The 19,673-nt window shown below is 58.8% G+C and carries 20 protein-coding genes and 1 tRNA gene; 14 read left to right on the forward strand and 7 right to left on the reverse strand.

Features of this window, described 5'->3' with window-relative positions; translation table 11 throughout:
- The first annotated feature begins 57 nt into the window (after nt 1-57).
- Both AC6CIA_RS06240 and AC6CIA_RS06245 read left to right on the forward strand, forming a co-directional pair.
- The gene (locus AC6CIA_RS06240; protein WP_084376960.1) at nt 58-729 is read left to right on the forward strand and encodes a response regulator; all 672 of its coding nucleotides are present in this window, start codon (nt 58-60) and stop codon (nt 727-729) included.
- On the forward strand, nt 722-2,113 hold the full coding sequence (locus tag AC6CIA_RS06245; RefSeq protein WP_084376958.1) for a sensor histidine kinase: 1,392 nt from the start codon (nt 722-724) through the stop codon (nt 2,111-2,113). The genes AC6CIA_RS06240 and AC6CIA_RS06245 overlap by 8 nt, the downstream gene beginning before the upstream one ends.
- Here the strand turns inward: AC6CIA_RS06245 and AC6CIA_RS06250 are convergent.
- On the reverse strand, nt 2,107-2,928 hold the full coding sequence (locus tag AC6CIA_RS06250; protein ID WP_498311110.1) for an HDOD domain-containing protein: 822 nt from the start codon (nt 2,926-2,928) through the stop codon (nt 2,107-2,109). The two genes, AC6CIA_RS06245 and AC6CIA_RS06250, sit on opposite strands and share 7 nt — an antisense overlap.
- Nucleotides 2,929-2,963: 35 nt before the next feature.
- Nucleotides 2,964-3,905: a CAF17-like 4Fe-4S cluster assembly/insertion protein YgfZ gene (ygfZ, locus tag AC6CIA_RS06255; RefSeq protein WP_498311111.1), complete on the reverse strand. Its 942-nt coding sequence runs from the start codon at nt 3,903-3,905 to the stop codon at nt 2,964-2,966.
- Nucleotides 3,906-4,042: 137 nt separating this feature from the next.
- On the opposite strand from ygfZ, the gene AC6CIA_RS06260 reads away from it, so the two are divergent.
- Nucleotides 4,043-4,297 (forward strand): FAD assembly factor SdhE, encoded by a 255-nt coding sequence (locus AC6CIA_RS06260; protein ID WP_498311112.1) that lies wholly within the window; start codon nt 4,043-4,045, stop codon nt 4,295-4,297.
- The gene (locus AC6CIA_RS06265) at nt 4,281-4,733 is read left to right on the forward strand and encodes a protein YgfX (protein WP_498311113.1); all 453 of its coding nucleotides are present in this window, start codon (nt 4,281-4,283) and stop codon (nt 4,731-4,733) included. The genes AC6CIA_RS06260 and AC6CIA_RS06265 overlap by 17 nt, the downstream gene beginning before the upstream one ends.
- On the opposite strand, the gene nadB is transcribed toward AC6CIA_RS06265, so the two are convergent.
- Nucleotides 4,702-6,318, reverse strand: a complete 1,617-nt coding sequence (gene nadB, locus AC6CIA_RS06270) for an L-aspartate oxidase (RefSeq protein ID WP_498311114.1) — start codon at nt 6,316-6,318, stop codon at nt 4,702-4,704. The two genes, AC6CIA_RS06265 and nadB, sit on opposite strands and share 32 nt — an antisense overlap.
- A gap of 468 nt (nt 6,319-6,786) precedes the next feature.
- Between nadB and rpoE the strand changes: the two genes are divergently transcribed.
- The 4 genes from rpoE to AC6CIA_RS06290 all read left to right on the forward strand — a co-directional run bounded on the left by rpoE (nt 6,787) and on the right by AC6CIA_RS06290 (nt 10,638).
- A complete protein-coding gene (rpoE, locus tag AC6CIA_RS06275) occupies nt 6,787-7,368 on the forward strand; it encodes an RNA polymerase sigma factor RpoE/AlgU (RefSeq protein ID WP_003172477.1) in 582 nt (193 codons plus the stop codon).
- 32 nt (nt 7,369-7,400) lie between these two features.
- Nucleotides 7,401-7,988, forward strand: coding sequence for a sigma-E factor negative regulatory protein (locus AC6CIA_RS06280; RefSeq protein ID WP_498311115.1), 588 nt, complete (start codon nt 7,401-7,403; stop codon nt 7,986-7,988).
- A 16-nt stretch (nt 7,989-8,004) separates the two neighbouring features.
- Entirely contained in the window at nt 8,005-8,961 is a 957-nt protein-coding gene (locus AC6CIA_RS06285) for a MucB/RseB C-terminal domain-containing protein (protein ID WP_498311116.1), read from the forward strand.
- Nucleotides 8,962-9,207: 246 nt separating this feature from the next.
- Entirely contained in the window at nt 9,208-10,638 is a 1,431-nt protein-coding gene (locus AC6CIA_RS06290; protein WP_498311117.1) for a DegQ family serine endoprotease, read from the forward strand.
- 72 nt (nt 10,639-10,710) lie between these two features.
- Here AC6CIA_RS06290 and AC6CIA_RS06295 read toward each other — a convergent pair whose 3' ends face one another.
- On the reverse strand, nt 10,711-12,144 hold the full coding sequence (locus AC6CIA_RS06295; protein WP_498311118.1) for a M48 family metallopeptidase: 1,434 nt from the start codon (nt 12,142-12,144) through the stop codon (nt 10,711-10,713).
- Between the two features lie 96 nt (nt 12,145-12,240).
- Here AC6CIA_RS06295 and AC6CIA_RS06300 point away from each other — a divergent pair, with 96 nt between their 5' ends.
- Entirely contained in the window at nt 12,241-12,480 is a 240-nt protein-coding gene (locus AC6CIA_RS06300; protein WP_498311119.1) for a sulfurtransferase TusA family protein, read from the forward strand.
- A 28-nt stretch (nt 12,481-12,508) separates the two neighbouring features.
- Here AC6CIA_RS06300 and AC6CIA_RS06305 read toward each other — a convergent pair whose 3' ends face one another.
- Together AC6CIA_RS06305 and AC6CIA_RS06310 are read right to left on the reverse strand one after the other, a co-directional pair.
- Entirely contained in the window at nt 12,509-12,982 is a 474-nt protein-coding gene (locus tag AC6CIA_RS06305; RefSeq protein WP_498311120.1) for a peroxiredoxin, read from the reverse strand.
- A gap of 10 nt (nt 12,983-12,992) precedes the next feature.
- Nucleotides 12,993-13,553, reverse strand: a complete 561-nt coding sequence (locus AC6CIA_RS06310) for a glycine cleavage system transcriptional repressor (protein ID WP_032857877.1) — start codon at nt 13,551-13,553, stop codon at nt 12,993-12,995.
- Between the two features lie 273 nt (nt 13,554-13,826).
- On the opposite strand from AC6CIA_RS06310, the gene dapA reads away from it, so the two are divergent.
- From dapA to AC6CIA_RS06335, 5 genes are all read left to right on the forward strand, one after another.
- Nucleotides 13,827-14,705, forward strand: a complete 879-nt coding sequence (dapA, locus tag AC6CIA_RS06315) for a 4-hydroxy-tetrahydrodipicolinate synthase (protein ID WP_498311121.1) — start codon at nt 13,827-13,829, stop codon at nt 14,703-14,705.
- A 17-nt stretch (nt 14,706-14,722) separates the two neighbouring features.
- Entirely contained in the window at nt 14,723-15,841 is a 1,119-nt protein-coding gene (gene bamC / locus AC6CIA_RS06320) for an NlpB/DapX family lipoprotein (protein WP_498311122.1), read from the forward strand.
- 4 nt (nt 15,842-15,845) lie between these two features.
- Nucleotides 15,846-16,604 carry an MBL fold metallo-hydrolase gene (locus tag AC6CIA_RS06325; protein ID WP_498311123.1) on the forward strand — a complete coding sequence of 253 codons (759 nt, stop codon included), beginning with the start codon at nt 15,846-15,848 and terminating at the stop codon, nt 16,602-16,604.
- 28 nt (nt 16,605-16,632) lie between these two features.
- Complete coding sequence (purC, locus tag AC6CIA_RS06330) at nt 16,633-17,346, forward strand: phosphoribosylaminoimidazolesuccinocarboxamide synthase (RefSeq protein ID WP_084376932.1); 714 nt, start codon at nt 16,633-16,635, stop codon at nt 17,344-17,346.
- A gap of 83 nt (nt 17,347-17,429) precedes the next feature.
- Nucleotides 17,430-17,519, forward strand: a tRNA-Ser gene (locus AC6CIA_RS06335).
- Between the two features lie 185 nt (nt 17,520-17,704).
- On the opposite strand, the gene AC6CIA_RS06340 is transcribed toward AC6CIA_RS06335, so the two are convergent.
- Nucleotides 17,705-18,001: a hypothetical protein gene (locus AC6CIA_RS06340; RefSeq protein ID WP_498311124.1), complete on the reverse strand. Its 297-nt coding sequence runs from the start codon at nt 17,999-18,001 to the stop codon at nt 17,705-17,707.
- Nucleotides 18,002-19,673: the final 1,672 nt, after the last annotated feature.

Raw genomic sequence — 19,673 nt, forward strand, 5'->3', positions numbered from 1 at the left:
TCTGTAAACTGCCTCGCACAGCGTGGCGTCGGCCACCCCTGAATGAGGTACAGATCCATGCGTGTCCTTTTGGTCGAAGACCATTTGCAACTAGCTGAAAGTGTCGCCCAGGCGCTCAAGGGCACGGGTTTGACAGTTGACGTGTTGCACGATGGGGTGGCGGCGGACCTGGCCTTGAGCAGCGAGGAATACGCGGTGGCGATCCTTGATGTGGGCTTGCCGCGCATGGATGGTTTCGAGGTGTTGGCACGGTTGCGGGGGCGTGGAAAAAATCTTCCGGTGTTGATGCTGACGGCGCGCAGTGATGTAAAGGACCGTGTCCATGGCCTCAACCTGGGGGCTGATGACTACCTGGCCAAGCCGTTTGAATTGACTGAGTTGGAGGCCAGGGTCAAGGCGTTGTTACGCCGCAGCGTGCTGGGAGGTGAACGGCAGCAGACCTGCGGTGTGCTGGTGTATGACGTGGAAACCCGGCGGTTCACCCTGGGCGACGAGTTGCTGACGCTTACCTCCCGCGAACAGGCGGTGCTGGAAGCGCTGATTGCCCGTCCTGGCCGGGTCATGAGCAAGGAACAGTTGGCGTCCCAGGTGTTTGGACTGGATGAAGAGGCCAGTCCCGACGCGATCGAAATCTATGTCCACCGTTTGCGCAAAAAACTCGACGGCCATCCGGTGGCGATCGTCACCTTCCGTGGCTTGGGGTATTTGCTGGAAGCGCGCGATGCGTAAGCACAACAGCCTGCGCTGGCGCCTGCTGTGGAATCTGGCGGTGTTGCTGGTGGTGCTGATGCTGGCCAGTGGTTTGAGTGCCTACTGGAATGGTCGTGAGGCAGCGGATACGGCCTATGACCGGACCTTGCTCGCTTCGGCGCGGACCATCGCCGCCGGGCTGTCCCAGCGCGACGGTACCCTCAGCGCCGATGTGCCTTACGTGGCGCTGGACACGTTCGCCTATGACAGTGCCGGGCGCATTTACTATCAGGTCAATGACATTCACCAGAAGCTGATTTCCGGTTACGAAGAGTTGCCGGGCCCGCCGCCGGGAACGCCGCGCACCGATGATTATCCGGCCCTGGCGCGCTTCTACAACGCCAAGTATCAGGGGCAGAATGTACGGGTGGTGAGCCTGCTCAAGGCAGTATCGGAACCGAACATGAATGGCATGGCGGAAATCCGCGTGGCGGAAACCGATGAGGCCCGCGTCAGCATGGCCCGTAGCTTGATGGCCGATACCTTGTTGCGCCTGGGGATGCTGGCGGTCGGTGCATTGCTGCTGGTGTGGTTCGCGGTGAGTGCGGCGTTGCGTCCGTTGGAGCGTTTGCGCACGGCAGTGGAGGAACGCCAGCCGGATGATTTACGGCCCTTGCCGCTGGTAGAGGTGCAGCACGAACTGGGTCCGCTGGTGCGGGCGCTGAACCATTTTACCGAACGTCTGCGTGGGCAGTTCGAGCGTCAGGCGCAGTTCATTGCCGATGCCGCCCATGAGTTGCGCACCCCGTTGGCAGCGCTCAAGGCGCGGCTTGAGTTGGGGCTGCGTGCCGAGGATCCGGCAATCTGGCGCACGACCCTGGAAACGACGGCCCAGGGCACGGATCGCCTGACTCACTTGGCCAATCAATTGTTGTCCCTGGCGCGCATCGAAAACGGTGCTCGGGCCATTGCCGAAGGCGGTGCGCAATTATTGGATTTGAGCCAGTTGGCCCGCGAACTGGGCATGGCCATGGCACCGCTGGCTCACGCCCGTGGCGTGGCGCTGGCACTGGAGGCGGATGAGCCGGTTTGGCTGCGGGGCGAGCCGACGCTGCTGAATGAACTGCTGAGCAATCTGGTGGACAACGCTTTGGCTCACACGCCGTCGGGCGGCAATGTGATCCTGCGGGTCACGGCGCCAGCGGTGCTGGAGGTGGAAGACGATGGGCCGGGCATCCCGTTGGATGAGCGGGACCGGGTGTTCGAGCGCTTCTATCGACGCAATCAGCAGGGCGCGGGCTCAGGCCTCGGGTTGGCGATTGTCGGTGAGATTTGCCGGGCGCATCTGGCGCAGATCAGTCTGCATGACGGTGAGTCGGCAGGGCTGAAGGTGCGTGTGAGCTTTGTCGCCGGCGATCAATAAAACATCGATCGCGCTTCATCCAGCTCTGCGCGCAAGGTTTCACTGTAGGGATCAATCCGCAGCTTATGAATCGACGGCAAGGTCGATACCGCCATGTCCGCCAACGGATGATCCGTGCCTTTATGGCAATACAGTACCGCTACTTGCACCAGATCGACGTAGTCGAGCTTTTGCGAGTCGCGTTCCAGATTCAGGTATTGTCCCGGTACGCACAACAACCGATCCGGAAAGTCCCAGACCCGCAGCAATTTGTCACCCAGCAACGGGTGGATGCTGTCGATCACATGGTTGAGGCTGACCGGGTCCGATAGCAGTTCGTAGTGATCTTCGGCGTAGGTCAGGATCGGTAGCACACCGATCTGGTGGACCAACCCGCCGAGCGCTGCCTGATCGGGCTTGAGCTGGCTGTGGTTGCGACACAGCGCATAACTGACCCCCGCGACTTCCAGGCTGCGCCGCCAGACATCGCGCATTTTCTGCTCGACGACTTCGGAGCGGGCGTGAAAGATTTGCTCCATCACCAGACCGATCGCAAGATTGCTGCTGTAGTTGGTGCCCAGGCGCGTGATCGCGGTGTGCAGATCGGTCACTTCCTGGGACGCTCGCAATAACGGGCTGTTGACCACTTTGATCAGTCGTGCCGACAGGGCGGTGTCGCGGCCGATGACTTTGCTCAGGTGACTGATGCTAATGTCCGGGTCTTCGGCGGCCTGACGAATTTGCAGGGCCACCTCCGGTAATGTGGGCAGAACCAGGTCATCGTTATCGATGGCCTTAACCAACGCCTGTTGGACTTTTTCCGCCAGCTTGTTCATGCAGGATCTCTAGGGTATTGCAAAAGGTGCAGCGCTTAGCGCTGGATCTCGCGATCACGGTCCAGTGGGTAGGGCAGGTCGAGCAAACGCAGCCCGGGACCTTCCAGCGTACCTAAATGCACAGCGCCGCTATCGGCAGCTTCGGCTTGCAGCACTGCCAGAAGTTCAATCACTTCGTCGCCTCGCGCGGCGAGGACGACTTCGCCGATAGCGCTGTTATGGCTGGGCGAAAACAGCGGGGTCCCCGGTTCGGGCGGCACAGTGCTATCGAGGCTCAGGCGGTAGAGACGACGCTTGAGCTTGCCCAGGTATTGCATGCGCGCAACGATTTCCTGTCCGGTATAGCAGCCTTTCTTGAAGCTGACGCCGCCGACGGCTTGCAAGTTGAGCATCTGCGGAATGAACAGCTCGCGGGTCTGTGCCATGACCTGGCCGATGCCGGCCCGGATCTGTCCCAGTAACCAGCTGTTCAGATCGCCTTCGCGCAGTTGCGCGGCCAGTTGCTTATGCAGCGCCTGGGCGTGCGCGGCTGGCACCCACAGTTCGGCGCGGCCGGGGGAGACACGAATGGCAATCAGCTCATTGGCGCGCGCGACGCTGTCGGTCTCGGCCGGCAGTTCAAGGCCCAGGCTGGCCATTGTCCGATCGGCGTCTGTCAGGCCAAAACGTACCCAGGCCGCGCTTTCATCGGTCAGTTTGGATTTGGAAAAGACCGCGTATTTTTTCAGGTCCGCCAGTTGTGGTTCGAGCAGTTCGCTGGCCATCGCCAACAGCACGCCATCACCTTGCAATACGATCCTGAAACTCGATTGCATGCGGCCTTTTTGGGTGCAGCGGGCGCCGAGGCTGGCGTGGGTGTCACTGAGGTAATTGAGGTTGCAGGTCAATTGTCCCTGGAGGAACTTGGCCGCGTCGGCGCCGCGAACAGCCAGGACGCCTTCGTGGGACAGTGGGCAGAAAAAAGCAGAGTCAGCCATGGGTCATCGCAGTTGGAAAGTCATGGGTGCATCATAGAGAGGTGCCCGGCAAATGGGTAGTTTCATGCGCCCGACCAAAGCCGACTGTTGCGCGGGGCCGAGGCCTGTATACTTGCGCTCTATTTGAGGAGCGCTCCATGGTCGAAGATGTAGAACTCAATCGCCTCTACTGGCACAGCCGTCGTGGCATGCTTGAGCTGGATGTGTTGCTGGTACCGTTCGTCAGGGAGGTCTATGCGACGCTCAATGAAGTGGACCGCGAATGTTACCGCAAGCTGCTGGAATGCGAAGACCAGGACATGTTTGGCTGGTTCATGGAACGCTCCGAATCGGAAGATCCAGAATTGCAACGGATGGTCCGGATGATTCTGGATCGTGTCCAGCCCAAGTAATGCCTTCGAATGCCGCTGGCACGCTTCCGGGCGATTGCTGGCGGCGTATCTCCTCGCCCAGTTGCTCGCGCTGGGCGCGCTTTGCTTCCTTGCCGTTCCCCCCGGGTTGGCCCTGTCGGCGGCGGCGTTGTGCCTGGCCCATGCTGGCTGGGTCTTGCCGCGTCAAATCCTGCTGACTCACCGTTCAGCGATCCGCGGCTTGCGTCGCGACGCCGATGGTTGGCAGTTATGGAGTGCGGCGCGGGGCTGGCACAGTGTGCAATTGCGTCCTGACAGCCTGGCTCTGCCGTTGATTGTGGTGCTGCGCTATCGGTTGCAGGGCGAATGGTGGGTGCGATCGATCTGCGTGCCGGCGGACTCACAGGCCGCCGATGTGCATCGACGCCTGCGCGTGCGCTTGAAGTTCAGTCGCCGTAGGTGGCTGGCACCAGAATAGTGTCGAGGGCCACCGGCAGCATTTGGGGGTAGTCGAGGGTGTAATGCAGGCCTCGGCTTTCCTTGCGTTCCATGGCCGAACGAATCATCAGCTCGGCGACTTGCGCCAGGTTGCGCAGTTCGATCAGGTCGCGGCTGACTTTATAGTTGCTGTAGAACTCGTCGATTTCATCCAGCAATAGCCGGACCCGATGTTGCGCTCGCTGAAGACGCTTGTTGGTGCGAACGATCCCCACGTAGTCCCACATGAAACGGCGCAGCTCGTCCCAGTTGTGAGCGATGATCACGTCTTCGTCGGAGTCGGTAACCTGGCTGGCATCCCAGCGGGGCAGCGCGGCCGGCACCGGTATGCGGGGCAGTTGTTCGAGGATATCGGCGGCCGCGGAGCGCGCGTAGACGAAACATTCCAGCAGTGAGTTGCTGGCCATGCGGTTGGCGCCGTGCAGGCCGGTGAAGCTGGTTTCGCCAATGGCGTACAAGCCCGGCACGTCGGTGCGGCCCCGTTGGTCGACCATCACCCCGCCGCAGGTGTAATGCGCGGCCGGGACCACTGGAATCGGGCCTTTGGTGATATCGATATTAAACGCCAGGCAGCGCTCATAGACTGTCGGAAAATGGGTCTTGATGAAGTCTTCGGGTTTGTGGCTGATGTCCAGGTAGACGCAGTCGATGCCCAAGCGCTTCATTTCGTGGTCGATGGCGCGGGCTACGATGTCGCGCGGTGCAAGTTCGGCCCGTGGGTCGAAGCGCTGCATGAAACGCTCGCCATTCGGCAGTTTGAGGTGCGCACCTTCACCCCTCAGGGCTTCGGTGATCAGGAAACTCTTGGCTTGAGGGTGATACAGGCAGGTGGGGTGGAATTGGTTGAACTCCAGGTTCGCCACTCGGCAGCCTGAACGCCAGGCCATGGCGATGCCATCTCCGCAGGCCCCGTCGGGGTTGCTGGTGTACAGATAGACTTTTGCGGCGCCGCCCGAGGCCAGGATGGTGAAACGGGCACCATAGGTGTCGACTTCGCCGCTGGCCCGGTTGAGGACGTAGGCGCCCAGGCAGCGTTCGCCCGGCAGGCCGAGGCGCTTTTCGGTGATCAGGTCGACGGCGACCCTTTGCTCCAGCAGTTCAATATTCGGACGTTGGCGGGCCTGGGTGAGCAGGGTCTTGAAGATCGCTGCGCCGGTGGCGTCGGCGGCATGGATGATCCGTCGATGGCTGTGACCGCCTTCGCGGGTGAGGTGGAACTCAAAGCCGCCATCGTCACTGCCGGAATGTTCGTCACGGGTAAAAGGCACGCCTTGATCGATCAGCCACTGAATGGCCTCGCGACTGTGCTCGACGGTGAAGCGCACCGCTTCTTCATTGCACAGGCCGCCCCCGGCGTTCAGCGTGTCTTCGACGTGGGACTGCACGGTGTCGGTGTCGTCCAGCACCGCGGCAACGCCGCCCTGGGCCCAGAAAGTCGAGCCATTGGCCAGATCGCCCTTGCTCAGGACGGCTACGCGCAAGTGGCTCGGCAGGGTCAGTGCAAGACTCAAGCCTGCGGCACCGCTACCAATCACTAGGACATCATGTTGAAACTGTTGGCTCATTTAAAGGATTCCGCAAAAAGCGATCCGGAGGGGAGGGCGCAAACAGGACGCCTGGATCGGCGAATCAAAGGGTCACACGGCCCACTAGTATATAGAGAGGGGGATCGGCACAATAGCGGGGTTCGTGGCGTTGTGAGACTACAGGCAACGAACGGCACGGCTTTCATCAGGCGGTCCGACGTGGGGGGAACTTTTTGCTTGAATTCCCACTCCATAGCAGGATGCCCGAAAGCTGGGAAAGCGTTGGATTGACTGATCGACCTGGAGCAAAAGGCGTGTCAGAAATCCGGCGACAAGATTATTCGCGCAGCCGGCGTTGCCCGCGCTGCGTTTTTCGTGTGTGCCAAAACAGTGCGCGCCGGAAACTTGCTTGAAGGGGGGAGAACTTTTGCGAAAAGACCGAGTCTATGTTTGCAAGCCTGATCGTTTAGTTATGCAAGCCTCCTTCAAGTACAACGAGGAGTGTTCATGCTAACCCAGGAAGAGGATCAGCAGCTTGTCGAGCGCGTACAGCGCGGCGATAAGCGCGCATTTGATCTGCTAGTGCTGAAATACCAGCACAAAATTCTCGGGTTGATCGTGCGGTTTGTGCACGACACCCATGAAGCGCAGGACGTTGCACAGGAAGCCTTTATCAAGGCCTACCGTGCACTCGGTAATTTTCGCGGTGACAGTGCGTTTTACACGTGGCTGTATCGCATCGCCATTAACACGGCGAAGAACTATCTGGTTTCTCGCGGTCGCCGTCCACCCGACAGCGATGTGAGTTCGGAAGATGCTGAATTTTACGATGGTGATCACGGCCTCAAGGATCTCGAGTCGCCGGAGCGTGCTTTGTTGCGCGACGAGATTGAGGGCACCGTCCATCGCACTATTCAACAATTGCCAGAAGATTTACGTACGGCGTTAACTTTACGTGAATTCGATGGTCTGAGTTACGAGGACATTGCGAGCGTCATGCAATGTCCGGTGGGGACCGTACGCTCCCGGATTTTCCGGGCTCGGGAAGCCATCGATAAAGCCTTGCAACCGTTGTTGCAGGAAAACTAAAGACAGCGGCGACAGCCAAGAGAGGAACCGCCATGAGTCGTGATGCCCTGCAGGAATCGCTGTCCGCAGTGATGGATAACGAAGCGGATGAACTGGAACTTCGTCGAGTGCTTAACGCATTTGATGACGCTGAAACCCGTGATACCTGGTCTCGTTACCAAGTCGCCCGGGCAGTGATGCACAAGGACCTGTTAGTCCCTCGTCTGGATATTGCCGCGGCCGTTTCTGCTGCACTGGCTGATGAAGCCACTCCGGCCAAAGCCACTCGCGGACCTTGGCGTAGCCTGGGTCGCCTGGCGGTTGCTGCCTCTGTGACTGTTGCCGTATTGGCAGGTGTGCGCCTGTACAACCAGGACGAAATCGCCGGCGTCGAGTTGGCCCAGCAACCTCAGCAACCGGTTATGGCCGGTCCGCAGGTCAAGGGTCCAGCAGTGTTGGCCGGCTACAAGGAAAGTTCCGAAGCTGCCGGTCCAGTGACCAATGGTGTGCTTCAGGGGCAATCCGGTTGGCAAGATCAGCGTCTTCCGGATTACCTGCGCCAACATGCTCAGGAATCAGCCCTGAAAGGCACTGAAAGCGCACTGCCATACGCCCGCGCTGCAAGTCTGGAAAACCGCTGAACCGCTAAGGAGCCTTATGCGTGCCATACCGCTCCTTGCGCTTCTGCTTAGTGGCTGGTCCACCGTACCAGCCCATGCCGACGAAGCTCAAGACTGGCTGAAACGTCTTGGGCGCGCCGAGCAGCACAGTTTTCAAGGCACCTTCATCTACGAGCGTAACGGTAGTTTTTCGACCCACGACATCTGGCATCGCGTCCAGGATGGCCAGATCCGTGAACGGCTTTTGCAGGTTGACGGTTCTGCCCAGGAAATTGTCCGGGTCAACGGGCGTACCCAGTGCGTCAGCGGGACTTTGGTGGCCGGTTTGGAAAGTTCCCCCGGGGCTTCCGCCGGAGCGCTGGATCCACAAAAACTCTCCTCTGTTTACGAGCTTGCCGTTATCGGCAAATCTCGTGTGGCTGCTCGTCAAGCAGTGATTCTTTCGCTGAAGCCCCGCGACCCGTATCGCTACGGATTCGAGCTGCACCTGGATCGGGAGACTGGCCTGCCGTTGAAGTCCTTGTTGCTCAACGACAAGGGGCAGTTGCTGGAGCGTTTCCAGTTCACCCGGTTGAACACTGCCAAGACACCTGACGAGCATGATCTGCAGCCCAGTAGCGACTGCAAGCCTTTGCAGCCCGCGAGTCCTGATCCATCTGACGTGGCAGTCACCCAGGCCTGGCATCTGGAGTGGCTGCCCCCCGGTTTTCAACTGACCCGCAGCAGTGCCCGCAAGGACTCCCAGACCAAGGCCGTGGTCAACAGCCTGATGTATGACGACGGATTGGCGCGCTTCTCGGTATTTCTGGAACCTGTCCAGGATGCCAGTGTGGCCGAAACCCGCGTCCAGATAGGGCCAACCGTGGCCGTATCCCGACGCTTGGCGACGCCACAAGGCGAGATCATGGCAACGGTTGTCGGAGAAATTCCGCTTGGCACCGCTGAAAGGATTGCGCTGTCGGTTCGCAACGGTCCGGCACCTGCCAAGCCATGATTCGTTAATCCTGTGCTCATCCCGATCGTTCACAGTGCTGCAGGTGTCATCGATACCTGCTTGTGTGCTGAGAACATGAAATGTTCGGAGAGTATTTTCACTTGCAAAATCTCCATATGTTTTTTATAGGTCAGAACCTCTCGGCTCTGGCCTTGTTTTGTTCACGGAAAATTAACGTCGGTAGTAGTAGCCTTCGGCGTTTCTTGAACCCTGTCGCCCAACCTTGTTCGTCGTAACGGGAGCTGTATGTCGATACCACGTTTGAAATCTTACCTATCCATAGTCGCCGCGGTGCTGGTGCTGGGTCAGGCCGTTGCCGCGCAAGCGGTCGAGCTGCCTGACTTCACCGAGCTGGTGGAGCAGGCATCGCCTGCTGTCGTCAACATCAGTACCACCCAGAAACTGCCGGATCGCAAAGTCTCGAATCAGCAGATGCCGGACCTTGAAGGCCTGCCGCCGATGCTTCGGGAGTTTTTCGAACGTGGCATGCCCCAGCCGCGCTCACCCCGTGGTGGTGGCCAGCGCGAGGCTCAATCCCTGGGTTCGGGTTTCATCATTTCGCCTGATGGCTACATCCTCACCAACAATCATGTGATCGCGGATGCCGATGAGATTCTCGTCCGCCTGGCTGATCGCAGTGAGCTCAAGGCCAAGCTGGTCGGTACTGATCCGCGTTCCGACGTCGCGCTGTTGAAGATCGAGGGCAAGAACCTGCCTGTGCTTAAGCTGGGCAAGTCCCAGGATTTGAAAGCCGGGCAATGGGTCGTGGCAATCGGTTCGCCGTTTGGTTTTGACCACACCGTGACCCAAGGTATCGTCAGCGCCATCGGTCGCAGCCTGCCGAACGAAAACTACGTACCGTTCATCCAGACCGACGTGCCGATCAACCCGGGTAACTCCGGCGGCCCGCTGTTCAACCTGGCAGGCGAAGTGGTCGGGATCAACTCGCAGATCTACACCCGCTCCGGTGGTTTCATGGGCGTGTCTTTCGCGATCCCGATTGATGTGGCCATGGACGTTTCCAACCAGCTCAAGGCAGGTGGCAAGGTCAGCCGTGGCTGGTTGGGCGTAGTGATTCAGGAAGTGAACAAGGACCTGGCTGAATCCTTTGGCCTGGACAAGCCGGCGGGCGCCCTGGTCGCGCAGATTCAGGACGGCGGTCCGGCTGCCAAAGGCGGTTTGCAGGTGGGTGATGTGATCCTGAGCATGAATGGTCAGCCCATCGTCATGTCAGCTGACTTGCCGCATCTGGTCGGTGCGCTCAAGGCGGGCGGCAAGGCCAACCTTGAGGTGATTCGTGATGGCAAGCGCCGCAATGTCGAGCTGACCGTCGGTGCTATCCCCGAGGAAGGCCAGGAGCTGGATGCCTTGGGTAACAAGGCCGGCACCGAGCGCAGCAGCAATCGCCTGGGCATCGCCGTGGTCGAACTGACCGATGAGCAGAAGAAAAGCTTCGACCTTCAGGGCGGCGTTGTGATCAAGGAGGTCCAGGACGGTCCTGCGGCCTTGATCGGCTTGCAGCCGGGTGATGTGATCACTCACTTGAACAACCAGGCGATCAATTCCACCAAGGAGTTCACCGACATCGCCAAGGCGCTGCCGAAGAACCGTTCGGTGTCGATGCGAGTCCTGCGCCAGGGTCGTGCAAGCTTCATTACCTTCAAGTTGGCAGAGTAATCCGCTAACCGCAGGTCGATAAAAAGCCCCGTTCTCGGTACACGAGAACGGGGCTTTTTTATGCGTCTCGGGTCAGCTCATCATGCCTTTGACCAGGCGCTCCTGTTCGATCAGCTCGCGCTGGCGTGCGTCAATCCGCGACGACAAGGGGAAGTTGTTGCCGGCACGACGCTTGGCGAAGTCCAACTGCTGAATAGCCTGTTGGTAATCACCGACCAGGGCGAAGTATTCGGCGCGGGCCTGATGCAAGCCGATGATGTTGCCCGACAAGCCGCGGGTCTCGGCCACTTGATACCAGACGTCCGGGTCGTCCGGGCGCGACTTGAGCAAGCTTTCCAGGGCTTTCTCCGCCTCTGCCGTACGGTTCTGCTTGAGTAGCAGGCCGACGCGTACCTGATTCAGCGGATAATTGCCGGGGTATTGCGCGAGCATCCGCTCCACTCGCTGTTGAGCATCCGGCATCCGATTGTTGATGATGTCCAGCTCGATCTGCGCCAGGTTGTAGGTGACGTCGTTGGGAGCCTTGGCCAGCAACGGCTTGAGGTTTTCCCGCGCTTCATTTAGCTGCGTGCCTTTGATTTGGGCGATGGCCAGGCCATACCGCGCAACATCGCTTTTCGGGTTTTCGTCCAGTTGCGCACGGAAACGCTTGGCAGCCAGTCCCGGTGTCTCTTCGTAGTACAACTGAACCCGGGCGCGAATCAGTTGATAGCGCAAGCTGTCTTCCTTGCCACCGGTACTTGCCTGTTCGGCGCGGTTGCGGGTGTCGGCAATACGTGACTCGGTGACCGGGTGAGTCAGCAGGAATTCCGGTGGCTTGGCGTCGAAGCGGTACTGACGCATCAAGCGCTCGAACATGGTTGGCATGGAGCGCGGGTCGTAACCGGCCTTTTCCAGGTTGAGGATGCCGATACGGTCCGCTTCCTGTTCATTCTGCCGGGAGAAGCGTCGCTGTTCCTGGATCGCTGCCGCCTGGCTGCCGGCAATCGCCGCAATGCCGGCATCACCGGCGCCGGCCGCTGCGGCGATGATCCCGCCGAGCAGGACGGCCATCATCGGCAATTGCATCCGTTGCTGAGCTTCCACGCCTCGGGCGAAGTGACGTTGGGACAAGTGCGCCAGTTCGTGGGCCATGACCGAGGCATATTCACCTTCGGTCTGGGCGTTGAGGAACAGGCCGCCGTTGACCCCGACAATCCCGCCCGGCGCGGCAAAGGCGTTCAATTGCGGACTGTCGATCAGGATGAACTCCAGGCGCCGGTCATTGACCTGGCTGGTCTCCACCAGTTTATAAACGCTGGTTTCAACATAATCCTTGAGCTGCGGGTCATTGAGTGCTGACACCTGGCCACGCAGGTACGCCAGCCACGCCCGACCCAGTTGGTGTTCCTGTTGAGGCGAGACAATGGCAGAACTGGCGTCGCCAAGTGACGGCAGGTCGTCAGCGAAGCCTGGAGAGGCAAGCAGGCAAGCCAGCGTCAGCAGGGTAGGGCGCAAAAAAGTCATGCACAAAGCCTTTCGACAAAGACCTTACTGTAGCCGGACACTGAGCTTGGGACCAGATATTCTAAGCGTCCCTTGATGCGCTCCCGGAGTAAGACCATGACTGACGCTGTAGCCCATGATGCCGAGCTGGATGCCAGCGGTCTCAACTGCCCGTTGCCACTGCTCAAGGCCAAGATGGAGCTCAACCGGCTGGGCAGCGGCGCGGTGCTCAAGGTGATTGCCACCGATGCGGGCTCCCAGCGGGATTTCCGCACGTTTGCCAAATTGGCGGGGCATGCGCTGTTGCACGAGGAGGTCGAAAGCGGCGTCTTCTATTACTGGCTGCGGAAAGCCTGAGCCGCTTGAAAGTGCCTGTGCGTGTCGTTCAGGCCTTGTTCAAGGCATGGGCAGCTGCCAGTACGGCATCCACATGGCCCGGGACTTTCACGCCGCGCCACGCCTGGCGCAGGACACCATCCTTGTCGATCAGGAAGGTACTGCGATCAACGCCGAGGTATTCCTTGCCGTACAGTTTCTTCAGCTTGATCACCTCGAACAGCTGGCAAACCGCTTCATCCTTGTCGCTGATCAGCTCGAAGGGAAACGCCTGCTTGGCCTTGAAGTTCTCATGGGACTTCACCCCGTCCCGCGACACCCCGAATATTTCGGTGTTGGCGGCCTGAAAGGCTGTGTACTGGTCACGAAAGCCCTGGCCTTCGGTGGTGCAACCCGGTGTGCTGTCTTTCGGGTAGAAATAGAGCACCACTTGCTTGCCCTTGAGCGCGCCGAGGCTGACGGTTTGCCCGCTGGTCGCCTGGGCTTCGAAATCGGCTACCGGTTGGTCGATGACTACAGCCATGAGAATTTCCTTACATCGGGTTCTGTGGGCGCCATGGTTCGATCAATGCATCGAGGTTCAAGGCATCGGCAAAGTCCAGGAACTGGTCACGCAGCCAACTGATTTGTACGCCGGCCGGCAAGGTCACGGTAAAGGTCGCGTTGAGCATGGTGCCGCCGGTCTGGGGAGCCTGGTAGGTGTCGCAGGTCAGGTTTTCCAGTTCGACGTTGTGGTCGATAAAGAACTGGCACAGTTCGTTGACGATGTCCGAACGGTAGGCCGAGCTGACATAGGCGACATACGGCAGGGCCTGGGGACGATTCTCCAGGGCTGCGCTGCGCACTACATTGACCGTGAAGTCGTGTTTCTTGGCCAGGGTGGGCAAGCCGGCCTCCAGGCGCGCCAACGCGTCCCAGGACCCGGAAATCTGCAGGACCAGCGCGCTGCATTCGCCATGGCGGGTCAGACGAGAGGTCACGACGGCGCAGCGATTTTCATGGCTGGCGCGGCACAGGACGTTAGTCAGCTCCATGGGGTTGGCGCCAAGGGCACTGATGACAAGGAATTGTTCGCGGACTGTGGGGGTGGACATGCAGCATTCCTAAAGCGATGAGCGGTCGATACGTAAGTACTTGTATCGATCAAAGGATCAAGGGTAGCGAAAAGCGCCGCCAAGGGATAGGAGGTGGCGTTTTCATTGCGTGATCGCCCGCCTCAAACCCAGCCGCGCAGTCCGCTTTGGCCCAATGATGGCGTTGCCGGCAACTAAGTTGAGCCAGAACGCGTCCTTGGAGGGTACTTCGCTTGTACAAGCATCTTGGCGCCAGTACCATTACGGCTCTCTTTTTCCGGCAGGAGCGGTTGCATGATTGCGGGCAGTATGGTGGCACTGGTCACACCCATGGATGCACAAGGTAATCTCGACTGGGATAGCCTTGGCAAACTGGTGGACTTCCACCTGCAAGAAGGCACCAACGCCATTGTGGCGGTCGGCACCACGGGTGAGTCAGCCACGCTTGATGTGGAAGAACACATCGAGGTGATCGAGTTCGTGGTCAAGCGTGTTGCAGGGCGTATCGCCGTGATCGCCGGCACGGGCGCCAATTCGACGCGCGAAGCCATCGAATTGACCAGAAATGCCAAGAAGGCCGGCGCCGACGCCTGCCTGTTGGTGACCCCGTACTACAACAAGCCGACCCAGGAAGGCTTGTACCAGCACTTCAAGACCATCGCCGAAGCCGTCGACATCCCGCAGATCCTCTACAACGTGCCTGGCCGCACCGCTTGCGACATGCAGGCCGCGACCGTGATTCGGCTGTCCACCGTACCGAACATCATCGGTATCAAGGAAGCCACGGGTGACCTGCAACGCGCCAAGGACATCCTGGCCGGTGTGAAGAGTGATTTCCTGGTGTACTCCGGCGACGATGCCACTGCTGTCGAGCTGATGCTGCTGGGTGGCAAGGGCAACATCTCGGTGACCGCCAACGTTGCGCCGCGAGCCATGAGCGAATTGTGTGCCGCTGCCATTGCCGGTGATGCGGATACCGCACGGGCGATCCATGAAAAATTGATGCCGCTCAACAAAACACTGTTTATCGAATCCAATCCTATCCCCGTGAAATGGGCGTTGTTTGAAATGGGCATGATGCCGGACGGTATCCGTCTGCCGCTCACCCAGCTCAGCGAAGCCTGTCACGAACCGCTGCGACAGGCCCTGCGCCAGTCCGGCGTCCTGGTTTAATTGAGGAAGCACTACGCATGAAGCGATTGGCCGGACTTTCCGCACTTGCCTTGATTATCTCCAGCACCAGTGGTTGCGGTTGGATCTGGGGCCCGGAAGGCTACTTCCGTGACCGCGGCAGCGATTACCTGGAAGCACAACAAACCGCCCCGATGCAGTTGCCGCCGGATGTCAATGTCGCCAAGCGTCTTGATCCGTTGCTGCCGATCCCGCGCAACGTGGCCGACGACACGATCAAGGGCGAGTACGAAGTGCCGCGCCCGCAGCCGATTGCCGCAGCCGCGGCGGATGCCAGCGACTACAGTCTGCAGAAGAGCGGCGACTCCCGCTGGATCGTGGCCCAGCGCCCGCCTGCCGAAGTCTGGCCAGTGGCCTTGCAGTTCTTCCAGGACAACGGCTTCCGTATCGACGAGCAGCGTCCCCAGACCGGTGAATTCACCACCGCGTGGCAGTCGCCGAGCGAACTCTCGGCCAACCTGGCCAAGCGCTTGCAGTCCGGTGGCATTGCCGCTGACAGCGAAGCGCGGATCCGCGTGCGTATCGAGCCAGGTGTGCAGCGCAATACCAGTGAAGTCTATGTGGTCAGCGCCGAGCGTCCTGCCGGCAGCACTGCCGCTGTTGAATTCAGCAATCGCTCGGTCAACACCGGTGTCGATTCCGCGCTGGTCGACGAGATGCTCGCGAGCATGAGCCGCATCTCCGAACAGGGTGGCTCCGTGTCCCTGCTCGCGGCCCGCGATTACGACACGCCTAGCCGCGTCAGCCTCACCGAAGATGGCAGCGGTAACGTCGTGCTCAACCTGGGTGAAGACCTGGATCGCGCCTGGTCGAGTGTTGGCCGTGCGCTGGAGCAAGGGCCGTGGCGTGTCGAAGACATCAACCGCAGCCTGGGCCTGTACTACATCAACGTCGCGGAAAAGGCCGAGAAGAAAGATGAAGAGCGTGGCTTCTTCAGCAAACTGTTCGGCAGCGAACCGACCAAGGAAGAGGTCGAGACCCGCGCCGAGCGTTATCAGGTGCGCCTGAGCAAGGTCGGCGAGACCGTGCAAGTCACCGTCGAGAAAAACATCAACACCGTTGCGCCAGCTGAAACAGCGCGCAAAGTGTTGGGCGTGATTCAGGACAACCTGGGCTGATTCGATGCGTTTTGCTGTTCTCGGCAGCGGTAGCCAAGGGAACGGCACGCTTGTAGCCCACGACGACACGTACGTCCTGGTGGATTGTGGTTTCTCCCTGCGGGAAACCGAGCGGCGCCTGCTGCGACTGGGGATTCACCCCACGCAACTGAGCGCGATCCTGGTGACCCACGAACATGCCGATCACGTGCATGGCGTGGGTTTGCTGTCTCGGCGCTACAATCTTCCGGTGTACCTGAGTCGCGGTACCTTGCGCGGGATGCGCAAACCCATTGACCCCGCAGGTTTCCTGGCCGGTGGCGAGCAACTGCAGATCGGCGCCTTGAGTATCGATGTGATTGCCGTTGCGCACGACGCCCAGGAGCCGACGCAATACGTGTTCAGTGACGGCGAGCGGCGTTTCGGCGTGCTCACCGACCTGGGTTCCTACTGCGCCAAGGTGCTGGAAGGTTATCGGGATCTCGATGCGCTGATGATCGAGTCCAACCATTGTCGCGACATGCTGGCCCGTGGTCACTACCCGTACTTTCTCAAGCAGCGGGTCGGCGGCGAGCTGGGACATTTGAACAACCACCAGGCGGCGTACCTGGTGTATGAGTTGGGCTGGCAAGACTTGCAACACCTGGTCCTGGCCCACCTGAGCAGCAAGAACAACCTGCCGCAGCTGGCCCGGCAATGTTTTGTCGACACCCTCGGGTGCGACCCGGACTGGCTGCAACTGGCCGATCAAGATTCAGGGCTCGACTGGCGACACATCGCCTAGCCCACCTACTTAGCAAGCGGAGCCCATCATGGAAAAACGTGAAGAACTCTACCGCGGCAAAGCCAAATCGGTTTACAAGACCGACGACGCCAACCGCTTGATCCTGCTGTTTCGCAACGACACCTCGGCGTTCGACGGCAAGCGCATCGAACAGCTCGATCGCAAAGGCATGGTGAACAACAAGTTCAACGCCTTCATCATGCAGAAGCTCGAAGCGGCCGGTGTCCCGACCCAATTCGACAAGCTGCTGGGCGACAACGAATGCCTGGTGAAGAAGCTCGACATGATTCCGGTCGAGTGCGTCGTGCGCAACTACGCCGCCGGCAGCCTGGTCAAGCGTCTGGGCGTGGAAGAGGGCCTCAAGCTCAACCCTTACACCTTTGAATTGTTCCTGAAAGACGATGCCAAGGGCGACCCGTTCATCAACGAATCCCACGTCGTGGCATTCGGTTGGGGCACCGCTGAGCAACTGGCGCGCATGAAGGAGCTGTCCCTCAAGGTCAACGACGTCCTGAGCAAACTGTTCGACGACGCCGGCCTGCTGCTGGTGGACTTCAAGCTGGAATTCGGGGTCTTCCACGACGGCTCCATCGTCCTGGGCGACGAATTCAGCCCGGACGGCTGCCGCCTGTGGGACAAAGACACGCGCAAGAAGATGGACAAGGACCGCTTCCGCCAGGGCCTCGGTGATGTTATCGAAGCCTACGAAGAAGTCGCCAACCGTCTCGGCGTACCGCTGTAATCGACGCAAGCATCTGATAGCACGGAAAAAAATCGCCTTGGTGCTTTGCTTCCCGGTAACAGGCTGTTATGATGCGCGCCGTTGGAGAGATGCCAGAGTGGCCGAATGGGACGGATTCGAAATCCGTTGTACCTTCACCGGTACCTAGGGTTCGAATCCCTATCTCTCCGCCATACAAATGAAAGCCCCGCAGATCAAGGTCTCCGGGGTTTTTTTGTTTTTGGATTGTACTACTCTGTTGTACTACTCAATCAATGCTATTTTGTGGTATCTCGACGCTCATTTCTTCGCATGTCTGTCAGTCAGTTGCTGGGCAGCGTCTAACGCAAATTTCAGGGCGTTTGCAGTCTCTGTGAAGCTACTGATCATTCCTCCCTCCGCCCTTTGTGACGTCCTGCACAACGCTATCGACGTATTGATAGAAGCTGACAATCAACTGAGCATCCTCTGGCGAGAGGTATCCCAGCTTCCTGACGTTCGCGACATAAACTCTGCAATAGTGCTCGGGAATTCGCGCATGCAATGACGCGTCTGGATGCTGGTCTTCCGGTATCGCAAGTAATTGGTTTCCCAGTTCGGTTAGGCCGGAAAGGTAATATCGCTCAGCTGCAATCTTCCTCAATGCCAGAGCCTCTGCAACGATAACCACGCGCACGCTTGTACGTTCCTGCCAGCGTTGCCAGAGCTAGCCACCGGCAGCTACAGAGCTGGTGAGGAGTAAGCCTCACTGGTTTGCATTGCATTTTACCCTTCGTGTTGGAAGCTGATGGCTGTGAGTGGCTGCTGCACTTGCTGAGTTTGAACTTCCGCAAGCTACTTAACGACCTTATAAAATCGATACAAGTTTATTTGTAGATGATCGTACGTTCAGAAAAAATCCAGCCGGGGGGGGGGGGGGGTATGGAATATCCGGTGATAAGCGCTGCAATCCAGCAGCAGTAAGGCCTACGCGGATGCTCCGCGTTTCATACACATTTTACCCACAGCGTTATCCACAGGTAGTGCGTTGATAAGCCCCCCAAAACGCATTATCTTGTATGTCGCCTCCCTGCGGGACCCTACATGTTGGGGTTCGCGCATCTGCTGACTCTAAATACCGTGACTAAAGCTCTTTTATCGGAGAGGGCGACTACGTCTGAACGTATGCGTAACAGTGCCTCCACAGGGCCTCTTGAGGGCCTCAGGAAACGTTAAAGCGTTAATAACGGCTGGCAGGGAGGGGGAAGGAAAGAAAATAGCCAGGAATGCATCAGGGAGGCTTGCAGGGGTACAGCGAAGCATATATAGTGGCCACACAAATGCAGAAACCCCAAATTAATGGGGTCTCAGCTAAAGATGTCTGCGAGTAGTCACGTTTCTGTCGGCAAACGTGGCGTGGCTACCCGCACCCTCTGACGCATGCGTTTGAGCACGGTTCAAGAGAAGGACGCCATTAAAGCCAATTGACGGCTGTTCAGTCAACTGTCAATTGATCGGCGGTCGTTTCTTGACATGTGCGACTAACCTCAATGAAAGAGAGATGATCGCTATGCAAAGCTTCGACCGCACTACCGTTGGAAAGAAAACCATTCCTGTCCGTCAGTATCGCCGGTTCCGTTTCGGCGAGTGGGAGGATGTGTGCCATCACCACCGTAGCCCGCCGCGTTAACGGGTGAACCTCGTAGCCACCAAGCTTTTGCTGATTTGGTGGCTTCCTACGGTAGTGCCTCTGCCTTCGAACACTTCAACTCGAAACTCATTCGACCTCCAGAGTTATCCTCGAAATATCTCAAGCACCCACCGCCTGCCGTCGCCTTGGGTCTATCTGCCGAATAAGGTTGATGGCTAAACGCTATTGATTGGGCTTCAGCAATCGACGTGTTGCGTGCCTCAATGGATTACCACGTTATCCATCTGTCTGTATGACCCATCGCTAAGGCAGAGTGTCGGTCCAAACAAGGTCGTAAATAATGGGTGCCTGAACTGTGTTGACATGGTGGGGGTCGTTGGTTCGAGTCCAATCGCGCCTACCAAACAAAATCCGCTCTGCTGGCGGTCCGGAAGGGCTCACCGAAAGGTGAGCCCTTTTTGTTGTCCTGGAATTCATGCAGAACGTTCACACGGTATATGCTTCATTCACACTGGGCAATGTGAACGAGGCCACGCAGTCTTCGGATTAGATTCGCTCTGCCGCTCAGCCCGCCGCCCCATCCCGTTACTGATAGAAATTTGGACTTTGCGACTATTTTCACCAGTCGAAAGCATGAGTCCTCGGGGGGGGGCTCTCAATTTGTAGAAAAAACGCTGGACGCCGCCATCTGACTCAGTCAATTCTTGTCGTTGTTTCA

The organism is Pseudomonas sp. GQ91 (assembly GCF_059758795.1).